Below are 26,172 nucleotides of genomic sequence, written 5' to 3'. Positions count from 1 at the left end.
CTGATTCTCTCCCCTTTTTTAACGATCTTATTTACTTAATTAATTTAATTAATTTATTATTACTAGTTTACACCTTTCTATAAAAGGACTCAATAGAAAATTCTAAAAAATAATGGCATTTAAGTGGAGCTGCATGATCTCCTCGCTCCACTTAAACCCTCTTTATCCTATTAAACTTCTAATGCTTCTTCTGTTCGCTTATGAGAAATCACTTCTGTTTGAACAGCTTTAAGCTTAAATACTTGTGAAGTAAAATCACCCGTTTCCTCGTGTTCATGAGGTACAGAACCAGAAAACTCATTTTCCAGCTGAAGACCAGCATTCATAAGTTCGTCTCCAAAATTTGTTTGATTTCTACCTTCTATTTGATATTCATAGTTTGTATTCAGCCCTTTTAATAGCAAGCGCCTAAAACCTGGATTGGGTCTTGCTAATACTTGATAACAGCCGACTAGTGCTTCTGTTTGATCTTTAGAAACAACCATCCAGCTCGTTACATTACCGTCTCCTTCAAACGGGCTTTCAAGACGATAGAAGGTACCGTTTTGAATGACTTCTCGATTTTTCTTATAAAAGTCAATTTGTACTTTTACAGTTTTCTTTTCTTCTTCTGTCATTTTTGTTACATCAAGCTCATAACCAAACATTCCAAAGTAAGCAGTATTGCCGCGTGTTTCAAGACTTGTAATACGGCGCACTTGATGGTTCGGTACAGCTGATACGTGTGCTCCCATTGTGCTTAATGGATAAACGATTGATGTACCGTATTGAATTTTTAATCGTTCCACTGCATCGGTATCATCACTCGTCCACGTTTGCGGTGTATAATAGATCATACCAGGATCAAAGCGAGCTCCTCCACTTGCGCATGATTCAAACAAGATGTGTGGAAACTTACTTGTTAAACGCTCATATAAGTCATACACGCCAAGAATATAACGGTGTGCCACTTCACTTTGACGTTCTGCAGGAAGTGCTGCTGAGCCGATTTCTGTCATATAACGGTTCATATCCCATTTCACGTAAGAAATCGGCGCCTCTTCCAACACCTTTTCCATCATTTCGTAAATATAGTCCACCACTTCTTTTCGAGAAAAATCAAGAACATATTGATTTCGTCCATGTGATTGTCTGCGGTTTGGAACATGAATGAGCCAATCCGGATGCTCTTTATAAAGCTCACTTATTTTTGATACCATCTCAGGCTCAAACCATAGGCCAAATTGAAGTCCAAGTTCATTAATTTTCCTTGCAAGTGATCCAAGTCCATTTGAAAGCTTAATTTTATCAACAAACCAATCACCTAACGACGTTGTATCATCATCGCGCTTACCGAACCAGCCATCATCTAAAACAAATAATTCAACACCTAAATCTTTTGCTTCTTTTGCAATTTCAAGAATCTTTGCTTCATTAAAATCAAAGTATGTTGCTTCCCAGTTGTTAATTAATACGGGTCTTATTTTATCCCGCCATTCTCCTCTTGCAAGTCTTGTACGATATAATTGGTGATAGGTTTGACTCATTCCATTCAACCCTTGGTCAGAGTAAACCATTACAACTTCAGGTGTTTGAAAAGATTCACCGCTTTCGAGAAGCCAATTAAAATCAAAGGGGTTAATTCCCATCGTAACACGCGCTATATTATAATGGTCAACTTCAACTTGTGCTAAGAAATTACCGCTGTATACAAAACTAAAACTGTACACTTCTCCTTGATTTTCGGCTGCATCTTTTCGTTTTAAAGCAAGAAATGGGTTTTGCTGACTGCTGCTTGCTCCTCTTGCACTTGAAATACTTTGAATACCTGTTTCAAGTGCTCTTGTTTTCACATGACGCTCACGTGCCCATGCCCCCGAAAGATGGACCATATCAAAGTCGGCATCAGAGAAATCGACATTTGCACTCATTGCTCTTGTAAGATTTAATTTCTCTTGACCCTTATTCATAAATTTTGCACTTCGAGTAATAACGTTCATGTTTTCATAGACTGTATAATAAAGTGCGATTTCAGCATTCATAACAGAATCATATAATGTTACTTCTAATGTCACTGCTTCTTCATTGTTTTCAACATATGTCGCTGGAAGACCGGCTAATTTCGGTTTTCCGTTAAAGATACGATGGTTTCTATATTCAAAATTTGTCGTACGGCTGCCATTCTCTTGAAGAATTTGATAAGCCGGCTCACGGAAATCTGTCGTTCCATATGAAGGAAATTCCTGTTTTAATACATCAAGGGAAAATTCTAAATCCCCTTCATAAACACATGACGTCAATGATCTTGCCTGCATTTTTACAAGATGGGCAAACGACTCACGATGACGAATTTTCTTTCCGTAATAAAGATGACCTAACTGATTGTTCTTTAATACGGTAAAAATATAGCTTACATTCTTCGCCTGTAAATGAAACTCTTGGGTTTGTTCATTATAAAAAATCGCCATGTTCTACTTCCTCCCTATCCATTTCCTCTATTTCTGAAAACCAGATTTACTATATTTTTGTAAATGTTAATTAATTTAATTAACCTTTAACTGATCCAGAAGATAATCCAGCGATGAAATATTTCTGTAAAAACAGGAATAAAATCGTCATCGGCAGCATGGCCATTAATGCAGCAGCGGCAACCAAACTAAGGTTATTTTGATTCTGGCCAAAGAAACTTGCTAAAGCAACTGTAATAGTTTGCATCTCTTTATCTTGAAGGAAGAAAATTGCAAACTGATAATCATTCCAAATAAATACACAAGCAATAATTAAAACAGAGGCTGTCACAGGTTTTAATAGTGGAAAAACAATTTTGAAAAAGGTACCTAATGTACTTGCTCCATCAATTCGGGCTGCTTCCTCTAACTCTTTTGGGATGGTTGAACGGATAAAACCTGCATACAAAAAAATTGTCAGCGGCATGAATGCTGCCACATTATTAAGAATTGCAATGTCATAAGTATTCATCATTCCCATGTTTACAACCATTTTATATAAGGGAACTAATGCAGTTAATGGCGGAATAATCATTATGGCAATAAACAGGAAATAAACGAACTTATTTAACTTTGTTTGGCGGCGAGCCAATGGGTATGCTGCCATTGAACCTAACATGATTAATAACACGGCAGAAACAACAGTTATAATGATTGTGTTTATAAACGCACTGCCTAAGCTGGCTTTCTCCCAAGCCTCTGTAAAATTTGTTAAACTAAAATAATCTGGAAATGCCCATTTTGAACTAAAATCACCTTTTGCTTTTAAAGAAGTTGTAATTAAAATATAAAATGGTACGATATGAAATAATGTCACGACCGCAGCCAATATTGTTAACAATTGTTTTTTCTTTTTAGAAAGATGATCCATTAGGCTTCAATCTCCTTCCGCTTAAAGTAAACAAGAGCAGATAAACTAATTACTAGTATGATAAGTGCCATGAATATCCCCTGAGTTGCTGCATAGCCTGCATCCTGCCTTTTAAAATAAAGATCATACATAAATGTTGACATTGACTGAGAGGCATTACCTGGTCCTCCGCCAGTAAGGGCAAGAATAACATCAAATAATTTCAAACCGCCAATAATGTTTAATACCATATTGATTGTAATAGAAGGCATTAACAATGGAAATGTAATGTTTTTAAACTGCTGCACAGCACTTGCTCCATCAAGCTGTGCTGCTTCATAAAAATCTTTTGAAATACTTTGCAGTCCCGCTAAATAAATAATCATTGCAATTCCTACATATTGATACGTATTAACAAATACAATAATCCACGCATTAAACTCTGGATTGCCTAGTGCATTGATTTTATCAAATCCAAGGAAAAGTAAAAGATCATTTAATGCCCCTCCTTGATAGGCAAAGAAAAAGTACCAAATATACCCCATGATCAATGGACTAATAATAACTGGAAGATAAATGATTGTTCTTGTGAGGGCTTTCATTTTAATGCTTTGATTTAATAATAAAGCATAAAGTAATCCAACAATATTTTGAAAAATAGTACTTCCAATTCCGTAAAGAAGCGTATTTTTAACAACAAGCCAAGTAGTAGGGTCGGTAAACAATCTTTTATATTGGTCAAAGCCAATCCAATCATAAGATTGAGAAAAACCGTTCCAGTTTGTGAATGAAATTTTTATACCGTTAAGAAATGGATATAAAATGAATAATGAAACAACGACTAATCCCGGGAGATACATCCACCAAAGGGAAGATTCTTTTTTAGCTTTTAGCTTCGGACTCTTTTTTGAGAGGGAAAGCTTTTCTTTTCTTACTAACTCGCTCATATTTTCAACTCCTATATTTAGACATTGAGAGCTTTATGAAAGAAGGGCAGAGGCTAACCTACCTGCCCTTTTAGAGTATTTTAGTTACTTGAAATCATTGACTTCTTAATCGTTTGTACTCTTCTTCCATTTTCTTAGATAATTGTTCTGGTGTTAGAGTATCCGCTAACAATTCTTGGCCCGTTGTAGCCATCACATCCCACATACCGCTTGGTAGATAAACACGGTCAAAATATGGCTGTACTTTAACCTCTTCAAAATTTTCATAGTATTTAGAATAATAAGTGTCTGCTTCTGCATTTTTTAAACCTGTTGGTGATGATGTTCCTTCTGCAATCTCCTTTGCAACCTCCGGCTGTGCAAGGAATTCAATGAATTTTTTCGCTTCTTCAAGATGCTCTGAATCTTTCCAAGCAGCCAGCGTAAAGCGTTCTCCTCCAATCCAACTTGGCTGATCACCTTCATGAACAGCAGGTACCGGCATTGTTCCTACCTTAACTTCAGGATTTAATTCTGTCGCATCTGGACCAAGTGATCCACCTACAAATGTGAAACCGATCTTATTTTGTGCCATTAATTCTGGTGCTTGTGATAATTTTGCTGTTAATACATCTTCATTCAATAATCGTTTTTCCTGCATTTCTTTCATTTTCTCAGCTAGCAGCGTATAATTAGACCAATCAAATGAACCATCAAGCAGCTGCTCACCATGACTGTTTTCTTTATCAGTAATTAATAACGGTGTTGCCATCTCATCAAAAATTTGTGCAATTGTCCAGTTATCACCGCCTGGGATCCAAAGTGGAACAACGTCGCCATTACTTTTTTCTTTAATTGTTTCTAGTGCTGTCATCAATCCGTCTAACGTTGTTGGCGGTTCAATGCCGTATTCCTCTAGAAGATTCGCATTATAGCTAATACCGTCTTTTGCTTGATTTAATGGATAAGCATATACTTTACCCTGCTCATCTTTCAAAATAGCATCTAAGGCTGGATCAAGATTCTCTACCCAATCCATATCTTTTAAATCTGCTGTATATTCACCATATCGAAGCTGTGACCAACCATGTGTATCGAATAAATCCGGCATATCATTTGCAGCCATTTTTACACGCAGCATATCTTCATAGCCTCCACCAGGCAAGTTCGCTTCAATATTAATATCTGGATTCTCTTCTTCAAATTTAGCAATGGCACTTTCGAACGCTTTCTTTTCACCTTCATTAGACATTGTCGAAAAAAGTGATAGTGTAACTTGTCCATCTGCATTTCCAGCTCCATCTCCTGATGTCTTACTACGACTGCATCCTGCAGCAAATGCAGATATAATTAAAAGAAGCGTTAATAAACTAATTAATTTCTTCATACTGCTCCTCCTTTAATTTATTAATTTAATTTACTAATAGAAGGTATGATTAAAGCTCGAAAACAAACAGAAATAAACCTTTTTTCTTGTGAATAAAATAAGATTATTTTATAATATAATTTGAAATTTAGTTCCTTTTATCAAGGGAACTCTTTGAAACTTAAGAAGCTCTAGAGAAGTTTAGTGACCACCAATCACTATCTAACCTTTCCTATAAAGGGAAAACAATCTAGGGCTTTTTAAACTTTTTTAACTTCCCCTGTCTTTTCATACAACCTATCCAACCTGCTAAGTAATCCCCCCCTTACTAATACTTATGTAAAACCGCTGCGCTTTCTTGCCAGCTCATCACCTCCTTAAAGTGATACATATTATCAAGGGTTAAAATTGAAATTGCTAACATATTTAAGAAAGAATAAGTAATTCCTTAGGAGATCTCATTCTGTAAAGATGTTTTAACTTCTTTCTTATTTTTAACCCCACAGCTTTCCCGAATAACAAGCTCTGTAGGAACAGTAACTTTTAATGGAACTTTTCTACCATTAATTCTATCTAATAATAACTGCACACCCATTCTTCCCATTTGTTCTGTATGAACTTTTACCGTTGTTAATGGTGTAATTGAAAATTTCGCCATTTCAACATCATTAAAGCTTACAATCGCTACATCTTGAGGAACGCGAAAATCAGATTCTTGTAAAGCCCGCATAGCTCCGATTGCCATTGAATCACTACTAATAAAAAATGCTTCAGGAAGATCACCCTGCTCTATTGCTTTCTTCATCAGCTCATATCCTTGTGACATCGTATACTCACCAATAAATACATCATTTGAATCATAAATCTCTGCCTTTTCCATAACCATTTCAAATGTTGTTTGACGCTTATCTTCAATTAATAGAGTATTAGTTGGAAAGTGCTCCCTTTCTCTTCCACCGATATAACCGATACGTTTATATCCAAGTGTCAATAAATGTTCTAGAGCACGTTTTGTTGCTTTTTCAAAGTCAACTGTAACCGAATCGTATTTGTCCTCATCTGGTGAATAGTTCACAAAAACAACATTATCTAAGCACGTGCTAACCTTATTTAAAGTATCAATACTAATCCCGCCTACTACAATTAAACCGTCTAAATCATTAACCACTTGATCATAGTTAGTATTCGTTAATCGAATTACTTTATTTGTAAAAACTCCTCGATTTAAAAATTCATTCTCAATTCCCTGTCTAATCGATGAAAAATACGGATCATCTAATCCATCCACTTCCTCTTCTAATGACTGAACAAGAACAACCCCTACTCTTGGACTTTTAATGCTTGAAATTTTTTGTTCAACTCGGCGTTTTCGCACAGTTTTATATCTTAATTCTTGTGCAGCATTTAAAATACGCTGACGAGTTTCTCCGGTAACTGAAAGGGTGTGATCATTATTTAAAACTCTGGATACCGTGGCAGCTGAGACATTGGAACGAACAGCTATATCTTTAATTGTGGCCATCATCATTACCCCACTATTTTCAATTTATTTCAAAACAACTTAATTTCTTTTATTTACTAAATATTTACCTCTTAATTTGAATAATAACAAATAAATAAAGCGCTTGCAATAATTTTTAAATTTTTTAATAATTAAAAAATAACTTTATACTACTAATATTCCTTTAAACACTAACTGTTATGATACTTATGTATAGAGATTAAAAAAACACATAGGAAATGAAAACCAATCCTCTTAACTTTTTATCGTATTTTTTATTAAGTAAATATTTACTTGATTTTTACTTCGGATAGTATCTGCTGTTAACGTGAATACTTTAAAAGAAGAATCCTTATAATAATAAGCATGAAAAAAGATTTCGGTTGAAGTAGGTGGGGAAAATGGATTTTCTAGGCGCTACAACAGAATTGGTTATTGGATTTCTTGCATTGTTAGTGATGACAAAAGTGCTGGGTAAAACACAAATTACTCAAATTACACCATTCGATTTTATTTCTGCTCTCATTTTAGGAGAATTAGTCGGAAATGGCATCTACGATAAAGAAGTCTCAGTACTTATTATCCTCTACGCAATCGTTCTTTGGGGTTCAATGATTTATATTGTTGAAATGATTACACAAAAATTCCGCGGGGCTAGAGCAGCACTTGAAGGAAAGCCTTCTATCGTTATTCGTAATGGAAAAGTTGATCGTGAGCAATTAAAAAACAATAAACTTGATATTAATCAAATGCAGCATTTACTGCGACAAAAAGACATCTTCTCAGTCCGAGAAGTAGAATACGCCATTCTTGAAACAGATGGGACAATTAGTGTGTTAAGAAAATCAAAATATGAAAATCCTACAAATGAAGATTTAAAAATAGCTGAAAAGCCTGTTTACCTACCTGTTACATTAATTAGCGACGGAGAAATTGATTATGAAAACTTACAAAAAGCAGGGTTTAATGACACATGGCTTCATAAGAAATTAAAGGAACATAAAATTGACCATCCCGAAGAAGTTCTTTATGCGGAATGGAAAGAAGATGAAGGATTATACTTAACGAAAATCAAATCTTGAAAAAGCCGCAATGTTTTTCCTTAACATCGCGGCTTTTCTTTATTCAATGGATTTGTGAACGCCTAAATGATCCAATATTTCTCTGAGCTCCTCAGCGGCCCGTTCAATTCCTTTAAAATATGTTTCACTAGGGCACTCTTGTAAATAAGTGTATTTTTCGATAAAGTCATTTAATACCTTTCGCGCTTCAGGTGAGGCGTGTAAATAATAAGGTGATAAAGCTGCACAAATAACGGTAAAACCACCTCTTTGTTTTTGAATGTAATCAGCATCAATCACTCCGCCTAATCCACCGCTTTCTTTCATGTTAATTGCTCTTCTCGCTACAACTTCTAACTTTAAGGCAATCTGCTGACCAAACATGTTCACAACTCCCTCCTTTACAAATTTTTTCGTTAAAATGTCCCTATTCCCTTCCGTTAAAAATAAAAAACGTCCATTTCAATTAATTTTCCTTCTTTCGAAAAGGTGTACAGCAGGTACTAAATATATGTAACAGGCCAGGTTAACTGTCTTACACATTAAAAAAAGCTGCTTCACAAATAAGGAAGCAGCAAAAACCAAGTTTTTATTTAAATCATTATTTACATGATAGAAGGATAGAGCTTATGGAGATAATTGATCAGACTTTTTCATAAATTCATCTTCAAACTTCTCAATTTGTTTTGTTTCATTGTTCATTCCTCTTGCCATACTATATCCAGCTGCTGCACCAATTCCTACCCCTAATAGAGAAAGCATAGTGCCTGTTCCCCAATTATTATTTCGTTTTCGAAACATTTTTGTCATTCCATTTGCCACTTTTAACCCTCCCTTAGTACAAGAATTATTCAAAAGCTGTATAACGGTTTTATGCTCTGAACAGTAGTTAGTGTACGAAAAATTTATGTTTCTCATCCAAGTAAACTGCTTCCAAAAATTTTTTATGATTTTTTAAAAATTAATGATTATTCCTTCAAAAAATTGTCATACTAATTAAAGCAACGTTAAATTCCCAAATTTCGGAGGTAAAAAATGAATAAAAAGTTATTGCTTACTTTATTTGCAGCTCTCTTCTCTTTTAGTATTCTTACAGGATGTAACGGCGCTGAAGAAGATGATGATGTAAATAATGGTGTAGAAGAAGAAATGGAAGAAGAAACAGATGTCATTGAAGAAGAGCCTGCAATGGATGAAGAAGAGCCTGCAATGGATGAAGAAGAGCCTGATTTAACAGAGGAGCCTTCTGAGGAGATGCAAGAAGAAGAAAATATGGATGAACAAGAGCCTGATTTAACAGAAGAACCTTCTGAAGAACACCAAGATTATGAATAAAATCCTGCGAATTCGCAGGATTTTTTTTATTTTTCAAACAAATTCATTGCATTTTATGAGATAATATATTAAGATTGCTAAAAATTGTCTTTTTTCAAAAAAGGCATAGAGGGGGAGTCACTGGTGGAAGTTAACCCAAGAGATATTATTGAAACAAAAGATGGATTAATCGGAGAAGTTATTTCCGTGTTAAACAACACAGTCGTTGCAAACATATCCCTAACCCCAAACATTGAAAAATTAGGCATCGAGCATATGAATCAAGTTTTTCATCACAAAGAATTTAAGGTTATTAAAAAGTCGTCCTAATGTATAAGGGACTGTCTCAAAAGCATAGAGTCAGACCCTCCCCGCCTCATATATAGTATACGTTTTATAAAACGGATCTATATCTTGTATGAGGTTGTGGGGGGGCCAGACCCTAATGAGACACCCCCTTACGCTTTTTTATATTTGTCTTTAAAAAGTGAGATAATAATAGTAAAGAACACTTTTAAAATCAACATGTAAGGAGCGATCATCGTGAATAATTATATAAACGGGCAAATTCTTTCCGGAAAAATTGACTATAACAAAGAAGAGTTTATTGTTGATCAAATTAAAATGATTTCCACAGCATCCGTTATAAACGAATTTCAACTCCATAAAATTTACAATCAACTTTCTCATTTAGAAAATGAAGAATCGTTTGTATTAACAGTAAATGACCAATTCCCTCTAAAGCTAAATGCAGAAGAAATTGACCTTTTAAAATCAGAAATAGAACATATTCAATCATTGTTGGGGTAACGTTTATTTATACTTCCCAGCCATCACCCCACATCCATGCCCATTCAATAAATCGAACAGCACTAAGTTTTTCTTCTAAGTTCTCTAAACAGTAACTATGACCACAATACCATTTACCTAGATTCACCATATGAAGAATTTCATGTTCATTCATTACTTTTCCACAGCCATCACAGTGAATTTGCATAACAAATCTCCCCGTTATTTTAGTGTGGTACTATCTTATTTAATGGGGACGAGGATTATGCATCATGTTAGTCCCAGCTAAATCGCTCTTCTTTAAAAGGATCACCATACATATGATAACCATTTCTTTCCCAAAAACCCGGTGTATTTGATGCTGCAAATTCAATGCCGCGCAGCCATTTTGCACTTTTCCAAAAATAAAGATGCGGCACAACAGCCCTAAGCGGAAAGCCATGCTCAGGGGTTAACCGCTCTCCGCTGTGCGAATGAGCAAGAAGAGAAGTTTCTCTTAGAAAATCCTCGATCGGCAAATTTGTTGTCCACCCTTCTTCTGCATGAAGAATTACATAATTCGCTTCTGGCAAAAGACTCATGTCCTCTATAAGCGCTTTAACAGAGACCCCCTCCCATACATTATCGAACTTTGACCAACCTGTTACACAATGAATGTCATTTCGAACCTGAATTTGCGGATAATTCATTAATTCATTAAACGTTAGCTCTTTATTTTGTTGAACACAGCCAAAAATTTTAAGATCCCACTTCTCAAGTGATTTATAGTAAGGAACATTCCCGTGATGAAGAACAGGCCACCCTTCTGTTAAACGTTGATTTGGTGGAAGACGATCATTATTTTTCTCTTTTCTTTTACTGCCAAAAAACATAACTCTCACCTCTTTTCCCATCATCTATTTTTTCTTTTATATCTTTCCTGTTTTCACCATTATAAACCATAAAAAGAGGCTGATTCTATAAAACCAGCCTCTTTTTAATCACATTTATAATATAATAGCAGCAAGCCAACCAAAAAGAATAAGCGGAATATTGTAATGAATAAATGTTGGTACACACGTATCCCAAATATGATTGTGCTGTCCATCAGCATTTAATCCAGCAGTCGGACCTAGCGTACTATCTGATGCCGGGGAACCTGCATCACCAAGTGCTGCCGCTGTTCCGACAAGCGCAATAGTTGCCATTGGACTAAAGCCTATTTCCACTGCAAGCGGTACATAAATCGTTGCGATAATTGGAATTGTTGAAAATGAGGAACCAATCCCCATTGTAATAAACAGTCCAATAACAAGCATTAGGATGGCAGCAAGGCTTTTATTCTCTCCAATAATGGCCGCAGCCTGCTCAACTAATAAATCAACATGCCCTGTTTCACGAAGCACGGATGCAAATCCCGAAGCTGCAATCATGACAAAACCGATAAATGCCATCATCTTCATGCCGTCCGTTAAAATCTCTTCTGACTCACGAACTTTCATGGCCCCACTGAAATAAATAATAATAATACCTGCTAAAGCTCCAATAATCATTGAATCTGTCTGAAGCTGCACAACAAGTGTCGCAGCAACTGCAAGAAGAGCGAAAAGAATGGATCTTGGTGTATACGAAACCGTTTTTTGTTCTGTTGTTAACTCTATATTTTCATAGCTTCTTTCTTTACGATATGTAAAGAAAACGGCAACTAGTAAACCAACAACCATTCCAGCTGTCGGAAGCAGCATAGCTGTTGGAATTTGCGATAACTCAACGACTAGTCCGCTATCTGCCATATTCGATTGTAAGATTTCATGAAAAATCTTCCCAAAACCAACTGGAAGTAAAATATAAGGCGCAGTTAAACCAAACGTAATCACGGCTGCCACTGCACGACGATCCATTTTCAATTCATTTAACACTTTTAATAAAGGCGGAATTAAAATCGGAATAAAAGCAATATGCACGGGAATAACATTTTGTGAAAAACACGAAATGATTAATAATATAAATAAAAGCAGCACTTTTGATAATGTTTTTTTATGGGATTCACCTTTCTTTGTTAACATCTTAACAGCATAGTCAACCATTAAATTCGGTAATCCTGTTTTTGAAACAGCAACTGCAAACCCACCTAATAACGCATAACTTAGTGCAACGACAGCACCGCCTCCAAGCCCGCTGCTAAATACTTCAATGGTATTTGTTAAACTTAACTCACCTACAAGTCCGCCTACTATTGCTCCTACAACAAGAGCAAGAACGACATGTATACGCATTAAGCTTAAAATAAGCATTACTAATACGGCAATCAATACTGCATTCATTTTATTGAAACCTCCAAAATCCTTTAGTTTGATAAATTGATAAATTATTAAAGACTCAATAAAATTATCATGCAATAATAAAGGTGTCAATATAATAAGCAATAGTCAGAATTGCGCCTGTTTTAAGATAGTAAAAAAAGCGATCGACTCAACGAATGAATCGATCACTTTTATTGTCTAGGAGAAGGTTAGCGCTAATTCAGCTAGCGTTCGTACCATTACTCCTGTACCGCCTTTTGGATTTAAATCTGAAGATCGTTTTGTATAGGAAGGTCCTGCAATGTCTAGATGAACCCATGGGGTGACGCCGGCAAATTCACCTAAAAAGAGTCCTGCTGTAATGGCGCCTGCTGGTCGCCCTGGTGAATTGTTTAAATCAGCAATACTGCTTGACTTCACCATTTTTTTATAGAAATCAAAGCTTGGCAAAAGCCACATATATTCTCCTGCCACTTCAGCTGATTTTTCCACTTTTTCGTACCATTCTTTATTGTTTGTTAAGGCCCCTGTTGTTGATTCTCCAAGGGCAATAACAGCAGCTCCTGTAAGTGTTGCAACATCAACTAAATAATTCGCACCAAGCTGTTTTGCATATGTAATTCCGTCAGCTAAAATAAGTCGTCCTTCTGCATCAGTATTTAATACTTCAATGGTTTTGCCGCTTAACGATGTAATAACATCCCCCGGCTTTAAAGCGCTGCCGTTAATTAAATTTTCGGCAGTTGGAATAACCGCAAGAAGATTGATTTCCGGTTTTAACTTCCCAATCACATCCATTGCTCCGAGCACCGCTGCGGCCCCTCCCATATCACTTTTCATATCAATCATGCCTTCACGCGTTTTAATGCTTAGTCCACCGGAGTCATATGTAACACCTTTTCCGACAAAGCTGACAACTTGATTCCATTCTTTACGTCCTTGGTATTTCAAGACAATCATTTTTGGAGGCTGATCTGTTCCTTGATTAACAGCAAGAAGCGCCCCCATACCTAGCTTTTCCATCTCTTCTTTTTCAAGAATTTCAATTTCCATCTCATACTTTTCAGCAATTTCTTGTGCATAATCCGCTAAATCGGTTGGTGTTAATAAATTAGCGGGAATATTAACAAGGGTACGCGCAAAATTCGTTCCCTCTCCATACGCCGCTCCTTTTTTTAACCCTTGTTTAAGATCTTCTTTATTTTGCTTACTATAAATCGTTACTTGTTCAAGCTTTTTTATAAGACGATTATCTTTCTCTTTATAATCAGCAAACCGATAAGACGCTAATAAAATTGATTCCGCTATTGCTTTTGAAAGGTGTTTTGTACGATTGAGATGATTTTCTTGAAAAGAATCGAAGAGAAGAGACATTTCTTCTATTTCATCGTTATATAATACTTTTGTAAGCTTTCCAAATACTTGAGATATCCGTTCTGCTGTTAACTGCTGCTTCTTTCCTAATCCAACAAAATAAATTCGTTTTGCACCTATTTTTCCTAATGTATGCACTTTTGAAACAGTTTTAAATTCTGCTCGCACCTCTCCATCGCGTAAATATTCGGTCACATACCCATCAAGAAGCGCATCAATTTCTTCAGCAACGCCTGACAGTTTCTTTTGATCTTGATAGAGACCAATGACAAGTGCTTCCGTTTTCAGTGACCATTCAATACTTTCTTTGATTGTAAACAATTCAAACACCTCAATTTCTCTTTTCATTAGAATTTAAATAAAGAATAAGAGAAGGCAGCAAAGGAAGCTCCTTTACCTCTTCAAATGGAACCATTTCTATATGCTGTGGTATAATAAGAAGGCAATTTTCAATAAATTCTAAACAGTCGGCAACGTCTATTCCCCAAAAAGACGGTCGATAAGGAGCTAAATACCGATAAGCCGTATTCATCATTAAGCGAGCTCCTTTTACATTTCCATAACTATAATGATATAAGGCAACACTCATTTGCAGGAGACCTTTCAAAAATAGGTTACTTTTGTTTGTCATCCATATTTCTTCTAACAGATCATGACATGTATAATAATTTCCTTCATTAAATTGAACAAAAAATTCATAGTATTCGATGGGATACGGAAATTTACTCATGTTCATCTCCTCCGCTTTTATCATATCATATTTACGGTTAACAACGATAACAGCAGGGTAATCCATGGATATAGAGCAAATTCTAATAGAAAGGAAGAAGATACTGTATAATGGAGCTATTTACTAATTTCCCACTTTGGGCCGCATTAGCGGGGATTTTTTTAGCACAATTTTTAAAAGTACCAATTACGTTTATCGCAACAAGAAAAATGGACTGGTCGCTCTTAAACAGTACAGGAGGGATGCCAAGTTCTCACTCTGCTGCAGTAACTGGACTTGCAACAGGTGTAGCACTTGAAGAAGGATTAGCTTCTCCCATCTTCGCCGTAGCTGTTGTATTTGCCGTTATTGTAATGTTTGATTCAACAGGGGTACGCCGCCAAACAGGAGAACAAGCCATTGTCATTAATCGATTAATTGCTGATTTTAATTATTTTGTCGAAGAAGCAAAAGCTTGGCAAAAAAAAGAAGAACGCGAGAAACAAAAAGAATTAAAAGAACTACTCGGTCATCAACCCATTGAAGTATTGGTCGGGGGGTTACTCGGCATTATTTTCACACTGCTTCTTCATTATTTTTTCCGAATATAGATTTATATCCCCTGTGTTGATTGAAAGCATTTGAACAAAGCAGCACATCTCTCTATTCAGCAGTAAAAAATGATTCTATGGCAAACACCAGCTTAAGTATTACATAAGTTTGCACACTTCATTTATCCTGATTTTTTGCCTCTTTAATGAATGACAGAAGCTCAATGATCACCTGATCATTGAGCTTCTGTTTGTAAATATTGCTGGCGAAAGACCTGCATGGATTCCTCTTCATTTAAGGCAAGCAGTTCCTCTTCATTAAGCCTTCCTTCTCCTTGCTCAACAAGATAAACAGTTACTTCCCTTTTCCCCCAATTTGTATACACATCTTTTACAGTATTAAAATACAAATCAATTTTATTTCCTTTAATAGCAGAACCTGTATCAGCTACTACACCATACCCATAACCTGGAATAAACAAAATGGTTCCAATCGGAAAAATCGTCGGATCAGCAGCAATCGTTGAATACAAATCTCTTCGCACCTTAACACCAGAATAGGTGATGCCGTAAGCAGGGTGAGAAGGAGCTTTTCCTGTCGATTCCACACCTGCCGTATAGCCTGTTGCTATAACAGTATGTTTCGGGTACTGTTCCCAATCAACAGACTCTTCAAGTGTGACAGGTCCTACATTCACTTCTTCAGCATATACTTTGTTCTTCAAGCTTATGATGGATTGTTCTTTATTTAGCCGCTCACCTTGTTTAAAGGGTAATTGTTCTGAGACCCATTCTGATAAATCTCTTATTTCGACACCAGTAATAGCAGTATAAGTCGTTAATAGGGCAATGAAAAATAAGAAACTCATCAAGGTTCTGCGCATAATTGTTTTAACAATTTCCATCCTTTCACTCCCTTCATTGACTAATCCTTTCCTAAAAGAAAAAGATTTATTCAAAAAGGTCGTGAAAAGGAAAAAAGCGAAAAGTGCCTGGGTATTGGCAACAAGCGTTTTAATTTTTTACATAGAAGGCGCCTTTTGCCTTCGTAGTGGAAAATAAAATGACTCGAGCCAATGGCACTTGCAGCTGGACAATAAAAAAGCGCAAGCGACTTGTTCACCAAAATTTAGACTTTCTCAACTAAAAAAAGACCTCCTTATTCGGAAGTCTTTCTAAAACATTTGATATCCTCTCACGCGAAGTGCGCGAATAGCAATTCCAGCCACAACAGCACCTAATAAACCACAGCTTAAAATAAGAACATCAGCAGCAGCTAAAGCTAGAAAGCGTTCTCCAAGTGCCGAAAAAGATTGACCGGGATTTACAAAATATTCATAAAAGCGAATTTTATCAATAATCATAATGACAACGACCGGGTAAATAACAGCCATTATCCATGTTGAACGCAGCAGCATATTTAACAAGAAGCCGATTCCAAAAAATAATACAATGAACAAAAACATTGATATGATTAATTGTGGAAGCTGCATGTTTTCACCCCCATATCAATGTTAGTTTACTCGATTCCAAAAACCTCGTCAACGGCTTAAAGAGGACAATTCCTTCTATTTTGTGACCTTTTACCATTTGCTGCATATCATACATAAACTGCGCACTTCTCATGTAAAAAATATAAAAAGAAAAAAACAAACCCACTGGCATGTTTTATTAGATCAGTTTATACGTTTTTTCCAGTTCCTTCACAGTTGGCACATGTTTCTGATCCTCCTAAAATCAGCTGAAAATAACCTTTTCCTTCACAATATGGACAAGCCTCTGTTTTTAATTGTTTTTTCTCTTTTACCGTCAATCCAATCTCACCTCTATTTATATATTTTAAAATATTCTGAAAATATATTATCAAAATCGTCTGGAATTGAAAAGGATTAATAGGAATCATTATGGTTCATGTAAGCGAATACATATTATTTTTTCTTCTGTTTACTTACTTTTTAGAATTTTTAAACATTATTGGACAAAATAAAAGAGTAAAGGAAAAAACCTTTACTCTTTTACACATTAAAATAATTTTAATTTACCTTTTTTAAGCACTAAGCTAGGTCCGCCAAGAAGGAATAAATAGCGATTATCAATGATTTTCTTCATTGCTGACGCAGTACCACCATATAAGTGTTTGTTTCCTACTTTACCAATCGCTTCGCCTTTACCAAGAGATGCTACTGTACCTTTTGATGAGTAGTTGAACGACTCAAGGTGACCGCCGCGAATTAACGCAAGTAAGTTGTGTGAACATGTGTAAGACTGTTGAATTGCAATTTGCGCTGTTGGCGGATATGGACGATCGATTTCTTCATTAATAATTAACGCACAGTCTCCGACAACGAATACATTGTCAAAGCCAGGAGCACGAAGATCTTTTTCTACTTTGATACGTCCGCGCATTGCTTCAAATCCAGACTTTTCTAAGATAGAGTTCCCGCGTACTCCACCAGTCCAAACAACTGTATTTGCCTTAATTTCTTCAAGCTGATCATCTTTACTTAATACAACGCCATCTTCTTTACATTCTTTAATCATTGTACCAAGCTTAAATTCAATTCCTTTGCTTTCAAGCAATGTTTTTGCATAATCAACAAGCTCTTGATCAAAACCAGGAAGAATGGTTGGCGCTGCTTCAACATTAATAACGCGAACTTTTTCACGATCAATATCAAATTCATGACAAAGCTCAGGAACACGGTCAGCTAATTCACCAATAAATTCAATTCCAGAGAAACCTGCACCACCAACAATAAATGTTAAGCGCTCTTCTTGTTTTTCTTTATCGTTATTATAGCTTGCAAATTGATATTCAATATGCTCACGAATTTTACGAACAGAGTTAACACTGCGAATACTGAATGCATTTTCCTTTAACCCTTTGATACCAAAAGTTTCAGGCTCAAAACCAAGTCCAATTACTAAGTAATCGTATGTTAATTCGCCATTTTTAAGAATAACTTTTTGCTCATCCTTCTTAATTTCAACAACTGTATCCTGCACAAACTTCACTTTGTTTTTGTCGATTACATCTTCAATCGCGATACGTGTACGATCATGATGAAGCGTTCCTGCTGCTGGTTCATGCAGCCATGTTGTTTGATAATGATAATTGTGCTTGTTTACAAGCGTTACTTCCGCTTCGTTTGCCCCCATTTGTTTTTGGAGACGAGTAGCGGTCATCATTCCGCCATAACCTGCACCTAAGATAACAATTTTTGGAGTACTCACTACACTCACACCCACCTATTCATTTTTTTAAACATTAGTATTCCCCTAAGGCTGAAAGAAAACCTACAAAGATTGTTACGTTTTTCACGTTCTTTGCTAAAAAAAAACACACCTACACCAAAAGACGTTAGACAACAATAAATTATATAATAATGTACACACTCAATATTATTCCTTTTGCTCGTATTTTTCAACCCTCTTTTAAAAAAATTGCAGGGATAGGTAATGTAATGACGAATTTATTTAAAGGTATGGCATGCTGTCAGTGAAATTTTTCTGTTCTCTCTGTTATTTAAAGGATAAATATTCAGACACCCTTACTTATAATAGAAACAACTATAATTTGCAGATGGAGGTATAAGAACTGTGAATAAACAAGATGTATTTGATATTACCATTATCGGCGGAGGCCCAGTTGGTCTATTTACTGCTTTTTACGGCGGAATGCGCCAAATGAAAGTAAAAATTATTGAAAGTATGCCGCAGCTAGGAGGACAGCTCTCTGCATTATATCCTGAAAAATACATATATGATGTTGCCGGCTTTCCAAAAATACTTGCTCAAGAACTTGTTAACAACTTAAAAAAACAAGCGATGCAATTTAATCCAACAGTTGTACTAGAACAATCCGTTCAACTAGTTGAAAAAGGTGAAGGCGTTTTCAAATTAACATCAAATACAAATGATATTCACTATACAAAAGCTGTTATCATTACTGCGGGCGTTGGTGCTTTTCAACCTCGCCGCATTGAAACAGATAATGCCGGGCAATATGAAAATAAAAACCTTCATTATTTTGTAAATGATTTAAATGCATTTGCTGGTAAACGTGTCGTTGTACTCGGTGGAGGAGATTCTGCGGTTGACTGGGCACTAATGCTTGAACCGATCGCTAAGGAAGTCACACTCGTTCACCGCCGCGATAAATTTCGCGCCCATGAGCACAGCGTTGAAAACTTAATGAATTCTAAAGTGAACGTAAAAACTTCTTATAATGTAAAAGAAATTATTGGTAATAATCATAAAATAGAAAAAGTGGTTCTTCAGGAAGTAAAAGGAAAAGAGCAAGAAACAATGGAAATTGACGATTTACTCGTTAACTACGGCTTTGTTTCTTCGCTTGGACCTATTAAAGATTGGGGCTTAGATATTCAAAAAAATTGTATTGTGGTGAACTCCAAAATGGAAACAAATATAAAAGGCGTTTATGCAGCAGGAGATATTGCCACATATGAAGGAAAAGTTAAATTAATTGCCTCAGGCTTTGGGGAAGCGCCGACTGCTGTTAATAATGCGAAAGCACTCATTGATCCAAAAGCTCGCGTGCAGCCGCTTCATAGTACAAGCTTGTTTTAAAATTTCTTTCTTATCTAAATAAATAAGAGCTGTGGTAAAATTTCACCACAGCTCTTTCCTTCTACAAAAGGGCTGTTCTCTTTTACTTTAACACTCTTCAGGCGTACCTTCGTTCGTCGCTGTACGGAAAGATGAACCACAGCCGCAGTTTGCGATGGCGTTTGGATTTTCAATTGTAAATCCTCCACCCATCATATTTTGTTGATAATCAATAACAGTACCTTTTACAATTAATGCGCTGTCCGCATCAATAAGAACTTTTAACCCCTGCTGCTCAACTGTTGTATCATCTTCTTTTACTTCATTATCAAATCCCATTCCATAAGAAAGACCGCTGCACCCTCCGCCTTTAATGGAAAAGCGAAGATAAACATCACTTACACCTTCTGCTTGCATCATTTCTTTAATGCGGTTTCCCGCTGATTCCGTAATGGTGATCATACTATCTCACCCTCCAATTCAAAAAGTCACTTATCTATAGTATACAAATCTAGGCATCTTATCTCAAGGAAAACACTTAAAGCGCATAGGAGGTGCTGAATTAAGAAATACCTTCAAAAAGGAAACACTAGCTCTGCTCCTGAAGCTGTTTTTTCAATAATATATTATGCAGCTTATCAAGCTCTTGACTGTACTTTAATACATCTGGATGGTCCATACCTAAAAGCATTGCTGTACGGATCATTTTTTTACGCAAACGTTCAAATTCCTGAAGATTGATTTTAAAATTTTCACAGCTGTCTACGTTTTGCAAACAAATCATCTGATCCCTCCCTGCTTTAAGGTATAAGAACACTTTCATTTTACAGTTTTATGTAACCTTTTACAATTATTAACGCTTTATATACACTTCCATTATTTAGCTTATCTAAAAAAACGAGCCAATTTGACTCGTTTTATATATAGTATGTTCCTGTACAAATCGTTTCAGCAGCACCTGTCATTAACACATTGCCTTTTTCCGTCCAGCGAATGGTTAAATCTCCTCCTGCTAAATGGACAATGATATCTTCATCTCGTTTCGCTCTTTTATTTAATACTGCGGCAACTGCTGCGGCACAGGCACCCGTTCCGCATGCTTGAGTCACTCCAGAGCCGCGCTCCCATACACGAAAATGAAGTTCTGTCTCATTAACAACCTCAACAAATTCAACATTTACTCCTTCAGGAAAAAGCTCATGTTTCTCCAATTTTGGTCCGACACTTGTCACAGGAGCCTGTTCAATTTCTTCAACAAACGTAATAATATGAGGATTCCCCATCGAAACACCTGTAAATGCAAAACTTCCTTCATCAATTGTCAGCACTTCATTTAAAACCGTTTCCTCATCTCGATCCTTCATCGGCAGCTCTTTTCGCTTTAAACGCGGTTCCCCCATATCAATAAGGACATTGCTTACAATCCCATTTTCCACAAAAACTTGCGCGTAAACAAGACCGCCCAATGTTTCAATATGAAAACCTGTTTCCTTTACCATTCCATGTTCGTATACATATTTTGCCACACACCGTAAGCCGTTTCCACAGTTTTTCCCTTCAGAGCCGTCACTATTAAAAATACGCATTTTTACTGGTGCTGATTCAGAAGGACAAATTAAAATCATCCCATCAGAACCAATTCCTGTATTTCGATCTGATACTTTCTGTGCAAGCTCTGGCATTTCCTCTTCATGCAATGTTTCTTCAAACATATTTACGTAAATATAACAATTTCCTAATCCATGCATTTTCGTAAAACGCAGCTCTCTCATCTTTTTTCATCCTTTTTCCTATTATTTTGCAGCTCTAAGTGCTTCTGTTGTCCAAAAGTAATCATCATCAGCTTTTATAATTGTCATTTTCTGATGGCAGCAAGGCATAATTAAAATGGTTTTAATTTCTTCTTTTGCTTTTTCAAAGTCTCTTTCTTTCATTCCAGTTAGTACATTTTCTTCGCAACAATAAGGACATTGATGTAAATAAATATCCCCCATTACTTTTTCATATGGCCATGTATGATCAAATGAATACATCAAACAGCCCCCTTTTTTAGCAGTTACATTTTTAAATCCTAACGCTACTTTTTTAAATATAATAACATTTTTCTCTTATAACACAATAAAAAAAAAAGAGCCTTCCTATTTATCGGAAGACCCTTTATCCCTAACTTAACTTAAATTAACATACCAGCGATTGCTGCACTTAAAAGGTTTGCAAGCGTTCCTGCCAGAATGGCCCGTACTCCAAAACGTGCAATATCGTTACGTCTGTTCGGCGCAAGACCGCCAAGACCACCTAATAAAATCGCTAATGATGAAAGATTGGCAAATCCACAAAGCGCAAAACTAACGACTGCAACTGTTTTGTCAGATAAGTTAGCAATTTCAGGAGCAAATGATGAGTAAGCTACAAACTCATTTAGAACAAGTTTTTGACCAATAAAGTTACCTGCTTGTACAGCTTCTGCCCACGGAACACCAATTACGAATGCAAGTGGTGCAAACAAGTATCCAAGAATATCCTGAAGCGTAATCGCGAGACCGAACCAACCGCCAATTCCACCTAAAATACCGTTTAAAAGAGCGATTAAAGCAATAAATGCAAGTAACATTGCCCCAACGTTCAACGCTAGGCGCAAGCCATCGGAAGCACCACGTGCGGCTGCATCAATGACATTAACTGTTTCAGCATCTTTTTCCATTTTAATTTCATCAGATGTTTCAGATTTTTCCGTTTCCGGCATAATCATTTTTGCCATAATCAATCCTGCAGGCGCAGCCATAAAGCTTGCTGCAAGTAAATATGGAAGAGGTATGCCTAATAGAGAATAACCAACTAATACAGAACCGGCTACAGAAGCAAGTCCACCAGTCATAACCGCAAACAATTCAGAATTTGTCATTTTATCAATATAAGGACGTATAACAAGTGGTGCTTCTGTTTGACCCACGAAAATGTTTGCTGCTGCTGAAAGTGATTCCGATTTACTTGTACCAAGCATCCATGATAAGCCGCCGCCTAAAATGCGAATAATCCACTGCATAATGCCTAAATAATATAAAACCGAAATTAAAGAAGAAAAGAAAATAATAATCGTTAATACTTGAAAGGCAAATACAAATCCAATTCCTTCTGCTGCGAACAGTCCTCCAAATAAGAAGTTAACTCCTTCTCCGGCATAGTTAATAACGTTTTGAACGGCTAGAGATGCACTTTCTAACGCTTCTTTTCCTTTTTCCCATTTTAATACAATAAATCCAAATAAAAGTTGAATAACAAGGCCTACAAGAATTGTTCTTAAATTAATTGCTTTACGGTTTGTTGAAAATAAAAAGGCAATTGCAAAAATAACAAAAATACCTAATAGTCCCCAAATGATGTTCAAGATTAACACCCCTATTTCAAATGATTTCACAAGACAATCGACAGTAATTATACCCTTTCAAGCCTTATAGTAACCGCTTACTTTTATTTAAAAATGATGTCAGACGTCTGTCATAAGACCCGAGATTAATCATAACAGATTTCATTAAAAAAGCAAGAGATTTGTCGAAAGTTTTTTTAAAAAACATGAAAATTAACGAAAATCATGCTCTTCTTCCTTTAATATCACTCTTATTTTTTAAAACATACTTCCTAAAATACAATTGGATTTCATTTAAAAAATTATGCTTTTGCGCAGTCTATTAAACATGGAAGCACAAAAAATAGCGCTGCTTTTCAACAGCACTATTTGTGTATTTAAAACATTGGATTTTCTTCGAGATAATCAATAATGTTATCATAAAGTTCCTCGGGCGTTTCACCTGAGACTAGCTCACCATTTACAAGTGCATATGGATTTTGATAACATTCCCCGCAGCTTCCTAAACATCCATATTCAATGACATCTAAATTAGGATCCTTTTCAAGTTTTTCTCTTGTGCGCTGCGAGCCGCTCGCTAAGTTACTAATACAAAACTCAATAATTGGCCTCATTACTCTCACCTCTTATTCATCCTGTTCATATCCTATCGTTTTCTAGTACAACCGTCAACCAAATTAATTTTTTATAAAAGGCTCTCTTTCTTCCACCTTCCACAATCTCTATTAATTTTTGTTGTAAATTTAGAGGAGATCGTCTATACTTTAACTGACCACGGTCAGTTAAAGTATGATCAACTTTTAAAGTCGTAAAAGGAGATACATATATTGAAACGGGCAGATCGCAAGAAACAAACAAAACAAAAGATTTTAAAAGCCGCGCTTACCCTTTTTCGGGAAAAAGGGTTTAACAATACAACAGTGCAGGAAATTACTAAAAAAGCAAACGTCGCAAAAGGAACTTTTTTTAATCATTTTCCAACCAAAAAGTCAATTATGATTGAACTTGCTCAAGAGCGCATTGATACCGCGCTTGAGTTATTAGAAAAAGGGTTTATTGTGACCATGCCGATTCAAAAACAAATCGAATCCCTGCTTAATCATTTATTTGCATACTATCATATTGATTATTCATTAACAGAACAAATGTGGAAACAAGTTATTAAAAACGATGAAGCGTTCCACAAGCTTTGGGGTATTCTAATTCATAGAGGAATACAACGAGGCGAGTTTTATGACAATCTTGATTTTACAACATGGTGTGACATTTTAAATAGTCATGTTTATTATATTTTATCCACTTCAACAGAAGCGAAAACAAAGCAGCGCTTTATCAGTGAAATAACACGTTTAATTTCTTCTTCACTGGAAGCGATTGCAATCAAAAGGGGGAACAATTCAATGGAAAAACTCGTTTTACTCGGTGGCGGTTATGGAGGAATGCGTATTATGCAAAAGCTCCTTGATAAAAATCTTCCTGATCATGTTCAAATTACACTTATTGATCGTTTACCATATCATTGTTTAAAAACAGAATATTACGCTTTAGCAGCGGGAACTGCATCTGATCAACATATCCGAGTCTCATTCCCTGATGATCCGCGCTTGATGATCAAGTATGGAGAGATTACAAAAATTGATCTTAATCAAAAGCAAGTGCTGTTAAAAGAAGATGAACCTGTTGATTATGATAAGCTTATTATTGGACTGGGCTGTGAAGATAAGTATCATAATGTTCCTGGAGCAGATGAATATACACTCAGCATTCAAACAATTGATGCTTCAAGAGAAACATATCAAGCATTAAACAACGCTAAACCGGAAGCCATAATTGGCATTGTCGGCGGAGGATTAAGCGGCATTGAGCTTGCAAGTGAACTTCACGAAAGTCGTCCGGATTTAAAGATTAAATTATTTGATCGAGGCGAATCCATTTTATCGATGTTTCCAAGACGTCTTGGCAGCTATGTTCAAAATTGGTTTATTGAGCGTGGTGTTGAAATTTATAACCGTTCAAATATTACAAAAGTTGAAGAAAACACACTTTTCAATCATGACGAAGCCGTTTATTGCGATAAGATTGTATGGACAGCTGGTATTCAAGCCAATCGTATTGTTCGCGAAATGGATGTAGAAAAAGACAACAGCGGACGTGTTGTTTTAAATAAGCACCACCAAGTTCCGAAGTATGAAGACGTCTATGTTGTCGGTGACTGTGCCAGCCTGCCTCATGCACCAAGTGCACAATTAGCAGAGGAACAAGGAGAACAAATTGCGTTAGTTCTTCAAAAAACGTGGAATAATGAGGCGCTTCCTGAGCTTCCGGAAATTAAGTTAAAAGGCGTCCTCGGTTCACTTGGAAAAAAACATGGTTTTGGAGTAATGGCAAACCGCCCGCTGACAGGACGAGTGCCGCGTTTGTTAAAATCCGGAATTCTTTGGATGTACAAAAACCACAGCGGGTAAAAGAAAAGCAGAGGGGGAATAGGCCCCGCAGCTGGACATTAAGAAAAGCATCCTGTGCGTGAAACTAAACAATAAGAGATGTCACCCTTTAACGTGTACATCTCTTATTGTTTTCATTTATTCATTCTGTTGGTTTATAGCCGTATTGTTCCATCACCTTATAAATATCTTTTAACCGCGGATTGCCTTCTGCAATAATCTCTCCCTTTATAACAACAATTGGATAAAATAACTCTTCTTCAATAACGCGTTCTGCAAATACTTTTTCCACTTCATCAGTTGGATTAAAAATATCTACATACCGAACGACACAGGGCTGATCTTTATATTTTCTCTCTAAGGCAGCTGTTAGCCATTCTGTCGTTTCTTTTGAAGAAGGTAAATTGACACAACTTGCACAGCGCTGTTCCGCTCCATACACTAAAATTTCTACTTCTTGAATTCCCATGTTCCCTCTCCTTTACAATTTCAGCTGTACTACAGCAAATGCACATTTTTTACCATTTATTAAAAACATGAGCTTAACGGATAGATTTTTTATCTTATAACCATTATAATATAGAAT

General features: G+C 36.1%; 30 protein-coding genes. 7 read left to right on the top strand and 23 right to left on the bottom strand.

All coding sequences use genetic code 11. From position 1 onward, the window contains the following. Positions 1 to 170: 170 nt before the first annotated feature. The 5 genes from DS031_RS00805 to DS031_RS00785 all read right to left on the bottom strand — a co-directional run bounded on the left by DS031_RS00805 (position 171) and on the right by DS031_RS00785 (position 7,150). Positions 171 to 2,447, bottom strand: coding sequence for an alpha-galactosidase (locus DS031_RS00805; protein ID WP_113804028.1), 2,277 nt, complete (start codon positions 2,445 to 2,447; stop codon positions 171 to 173). Between the two features lie 79 nt (positions 2,448 to 2,526). Next, a complete protein-coding gene (locus DS031_RS00800) occupies positions 2,527 to 3,357 on the bottom strand; it encodes a carbohydrate ABC transporter permease (protein WP_113804027.1) in 831 nt (276 codons plus the stop codon). Then, positions 3,357 to 4,283, bottom strand: coding sequence for a carbohydrate ABC transporter permease (locus DS031_RS00795; RefSeq protein WP_113804026.1), 927 nt, complete (start codon positions 4,281 to 4,283; stop codon positions 3,357 to 3,359). Before DS031_RS00795 ends, DS031_RS00800 begins: the two co-directional genes overlap by 1 nt. A 94-nt stretch (positions 4,284 to 4,377) precedes the next feature. Beyond that, a complete protein-coding gene (locus DS031_RS00790; RefSeq protein WP_113804025.1) occupies positions 4,378 to 5,649 on the bottom strand; it encodes an ABC transporter substrate-binding protein in 1,272 nt (423 codons plus the stop codon). 427 nt (positions 5,650 to 6,076) lie between these two features. Then, a complete protein-coding gene (locus tag DS031_RS00785; protein WP_113804024.1) occupies positions 6,077 to 7,150 on the bottom strand; it encodes a LacI family DNA-binding transcriptional regulator in 1,074 nt (357 codons plus the stop codon). 380 nt (positions 7,151 to 7,530) lie between these two features. Here DS031_RS00785 and DS031_RS00780 point away from each other — a divergent pair, with 380 nt between their 5' ends. Then, the gene (locus DS031_RS00780) at positions 7,531 to 8,211 is read left to right on the top strand and encodes a DUF421 domain-containing protein (RefSeq protein WP_113804023.1); all 681 of its coding nucleotides are present in this window, start codon (positions 7,531 to 7,533) and stop codon (positions 8,209 to 8,211) included. Positions 8,212 to 8,250: 39 nt separating this feature from the next. Here the strand turns inward: DS031_RS00780 and DS031_RS00775 are convergent, their stop codons facing one another. Next, positions 8,251 to 8,580, bottom strand: a complete 330-nt coding sequence (locus DS031_RS00775) for a hypothetical protein (protein WP_142675734.1) — start codon at positions 8,578 to 8,580, stop codon at positions 8,251 to 8,253. A gap of 237 nt (positions 8,581 to 8,817) precedes the next feature. Beyond that, positions 8,818 to 9,012: a hypothetical protein gene (locus DS031_RS00770; protein ID WP_113804021.1), complete on the bottom strand. Its 195-nt coding sequence runs from the start codon at positions 9,010 to 9,012 to the stop codon at positions 8,818 to 8,820. Between the two features lie 213 nt (positions 9,013 to 9,225). Here DS031_RS00770 and DS031_RS00765 point away from each other — a divergent pair, with 213 nt between their 5' ends. The 3 genes from DS031_RS00765 to DS031_RS00755 all read left to right on the top strand — a co-directional run bounded on the left by DS031_RS00765 (position 9,226) and on the right by DS031_RS00755 (position 10,314). Continuing rightward, positions 9,226 to 9,525 (top strand): hypothetical protein, encoded by a 300-nt coding sequence (locus DS031_RS00765; RefSeq protein WP_113804020.1) that lies wholly within the window; start codon positions 9,226 to 9,228, stop codon positions 9,523 to 9,525. 123 nt (positions 9,526 to 9,648) lie between these two features. Then, positions 9,649 to 9,834, top strand: a complete 186-nt coding sequence (locus DS031_RS00760) for a DUF2187 family protein (RefSeq protein WP_181832947.1) — start codon at positions 9,649 to 9,651, stop codon at positions 9,832 to 9,834. Between the two features lie 213 nt (positions 9,835 to 10,047). Next, positions 10,048 to 10,314, top strand: coding sequence for a hypothetical protein (locus DS031_RS00755; protein WP_113804018.1), 267 nt, complete (start codon positions 10,048 to 10,050; stop codon positions 10,312 to 10,314). A 7-nt stretch (positions 10,315 to 10,321) separates the two neighbouring features. Here the strand turns inward: DS031_RS00755 and DS031_RS00750 are convergent, their stop codons facing one another. The 5 genes from DS031_RS00750 to DS031_RS00730 form a co-directional block, all read right to left on the bottom strand. Continuing rightward, positions 10,322 to 10,501 carry a hypothetical protein gene (locus tag DS031_RS00750; protein WP_113804017.1) on the bottom strand — a complete coding sequence of 60 codons (180 nt, stop codon included), beginning with the start codon at positions 10,499 to 10,501 and terminating at the stop codon, positions 10,322 to 10,324. 67 nt (positions 10,502 to 10,568) lie between these two features. Further along, positions 10,569 to 11,165: a sulfite oxidase-like oxidoreductase gene (locus DS031_RS00745; RefSeq protein WP_113804016.1), complete on the bottom strand. Its 597-nt coding sequence runs from the start codon at positions 11,163 to 11,165 to the stop codon at positions 10,569 to 10,571. A 114-nt stretch (positions 11,166 to 11,279) separates the two neighbouring features. Continuing rightward, positions 11,280 to 12,596 carry a Na+/H+ antiporter family protein gene (locus tag DS031_RS00740; RefSeq protein ID WP_113804015.1) on the bottom strand — a complete coding sequence of 439 codons (1,317 nt, stop codon included), beginning with the start codon at positions 12,594 to 12,596 and terminating at the stop codon, positions 11,280 to 11,282. Between the two features lie 177 nt (positions 12,597 to 12,773). Beyond that, complete coding sequence (locus tag DS031_RS00735) at positions 12,774 to 14,270, bottom strand: leucyl aminopeptidase (RefSeq protein ID WP_245947151.1); 1,497 nt, start codon at positions 14,268 to 14,270, stop codon at positions 12,774 to 12,776. Positions 14,271 to 14,280: 10 nt separating this feature from the next. Then, the gene (locus DS031_RS00730) at positions 14,281 to 14,679 is read right to left on the bottom strand and encodes a DUF309 domain-containing protein (RefSeq protein WP_113804013.1); all 399 of its coding nucleotides are present in this window, start codon (positions 14,677 to 14,679) and stop codon (positions 14,281 to 14,283) included. Positions 14,680 to 14,789: 110 nt separating this feature from the next. Between DS031_RS00730 and DS031_RS00725 the strand changes: the two genes are divergently transcribed. Continuing rightward, positions 14,790 to 15,269, top strand: coding sequence for a divergent PAP2 family protein (locus tag DS031_RS00725; protein WP_113804012.1), 480 nt, complete (start codon positions 14,790 to 14,792; stop codon positions 15,267 to 15,269). Positions 15,270 to 15,445: 176 nt separating this feature from the next. Here DS031_RS00725 and DS031_RS00720 read toward each other — a convergent pair whose 3' ends face one another. The 4 genes from DS031_RS00720 to DS031_RS00710 all read right to left on the bottom strand — a co-directional run bounded on the left by DS031_RS00720 (position 15,446) and on the right by DS031_RS00710 (position 18,443). Next, the gene (locus DS031_RS00720; RefSeq protein ID WP_113804011.1) at positions 15,446 to 16,114 is read right to left on the bottom strand and encodes a 3D domain-containing protein; all 669 of its coding nucleotides are present in this window, start codon (positions 16,112 to 16,114) and stop codon (positions 15,446 to 15,448) included. A gap of 270 nt (positions 16,115 to 16,384) precedes the next feature. Continuing rightward, positions 16,385 to 16,702 (bottom strand): YuiB family protein, encoded by a 318-nt coding sequence (locus DS031_RS00715; RefSeq protein WP_113804010.1) that lies wholly within the window; start codon positions 16,700 to 16,702, stop codon positions 16,385 to 16,387. 188 nt (positions 16,703 to 16,890) lie between these two features. Next, positions 16,891 to 17,022, bottom strand: a complete 132-nt coding sequence (locus tag DS031_RS23985; RefSeq protein WP_245947135.1) for a YuiA family protein — start codon at positions 17,020 to 17,022, stop codon at positions 16,891 to 16,893. A gap of 209 nt (positions 17,023 to 17,231) precedes the next feature. Further along, positions 17,232 to 18,443 (bottom strand): NAD(P)/FAD-dependent oxidoreductase, encoded by a 1,212-nt coding sequence (locus DS031_RS00710; protein WP_113804009.1) that lies wholly within the window; start codon positions 18,441 to 18,443, stop codon positions 17,232 to 17,234. A 366-nt stretch (positions 18,444 to 18,809) separates the two neighbouring features. On the opposite strand from DS031_RS00710, the gene DS031_RS00705 reads away from it, so the two are divergent. Beyond that, positions 18,810 to 19,799: an NAD(P)/FAD-dependent oxidoreductase gene (locus DS031_RS00705; protein WP_113804008.1), complete on the top strand. Its 990-nt coding sequence runs from the start codon at positions 18,810 to 18,812 to the stop codon at positions 19,797 to 19,799. A gap of 87 nt (positions 19,800 to 19,886) precedes the next feature. Here the strand turns inward: DS031_RS00705 and erpA are convergent, their stop codons facing one another. The 6 genes from erpA to DS031_RS00675 all read right to left on the bottom strand — a co-directional run bounded on the left by erpA (position 19,887) and on the right by DS031_RS00675 (position 23,756). After that, entirely contained in the window at positions 19,887 to 20,240 is a 354-nt protein-coding gene (erpA, locus tag DS031_RS00700; RefSeq protein WP_113804007.1) for an iron-sulfur cluster insertion protein ErpA, read from the bottom strand. 127 nt (positions 20,241 to 20,367) lie between these two features. Further along, positions 20,368 to 20,562, bottom strand: a complete 195-nt coding sequence (locus DS031_RS00695) for an aspartyl-phosphate phosphatase Spo0E family protein (RefSeq protein WP_113804006.1) — start codon at positions 20,560 to 20,562, stop codon at positions 20,368 to 20,370. A 133-nt stretch (positions 20,563 to 20,695) separates the two neighbouring features. Further along, positions 20,696 to 21,550: a diaminopimelate epimerase gene (gene dapF / locus DS031_RS00690; protein ID WP_113804005.1), complete on the bottom strand. Its 855-nt coding sequence runs from the start codon at positions 21,548 to 21,550 to the stop codon at positions 20,696 to 20,698. Positions 21,551 to 21,571: 21 nt separating this feature from the next. After that, complete coding sequence (locus DS031_RS00685) at positions 21,572 to 21,811, bottom strand: hypothetical protein (RefSeq protein ID WP_113804004.1); 240 nt, start codon at positions 21,809 to 21,811, stop codon at positions 21,572 to 21,574. Positions 21,812 to 21,951: 140 nt separating this feature from the next. After that, complete coding sequence (locus tag DS031_RS00680) at positions 21,952 to 23,163, bottom strand: NupC/NupG family nucleoside CNT transporter (protein ID WP_113804003.1); 1,212 nt, start codon at positions 23,161 to 23,163, stop codon at positions 21,952 to 21,954. Between the two features lie 356 nt (positions 23,164 to 23,519). Continuing rightward, on the bottom strand, positions 23,520 to 23,756 hold the full coding sequence (locus DS031_RS00675) for a YuzB family protein (RefSeq protein ID WP_113804002.1): 237 nt from the start codon (positions 23,754 to 23,756) through the stop codon (positions 23,520 to 23,522). Between the two features lie 213 nt (positions 23,757 to 23,969). On the opposite strand from DS031_RS00675, the gene DS031_RS00670 reads away from it, so the two are divergent. After that, complete coding sequence (locus tag DS031_RS00670; RefSeq protein WP_113804001.1) at positions 23,970 to 25,607, top strand: FAD-dependent oxidoreductase; 1,638 nt, start codon at positions 23,970 to 23,972, stop codon at positions 25,605 to 25,607. A 121-nt stretch (positions 25,608 to 25,728) separates the two neighbouring features. Here the strand turns inward: DS031_RS00670 and DS031_RS00665 are convergent, their stop codons facing one another. Further along, positions 25,729 to 26,055 (bottom strand): YuzD family protein, encoded by a 327-nt coding sequence (locus DS031_RS00665; protein WP_113804000.1) that lies wholly within the window; start codon positions 26,053 to 26,055, stop codon positions 25,729 to 25,731. Positions 26,056 to 26,172: the final 117 nt, after the last annotated feature.

The sequence above is a fragment of the Bacillus taeanensis genome (genome assembly GCF_003318295.1).
Lineage (GTDB): Bacteria > Bacillota > Bacilli > Bacillales > UBA6769 > Maribacillus > Maribacillus taeanensis.
This window is presented reverse-complemented; position numbering and strand designations above follow the sequence as displayed.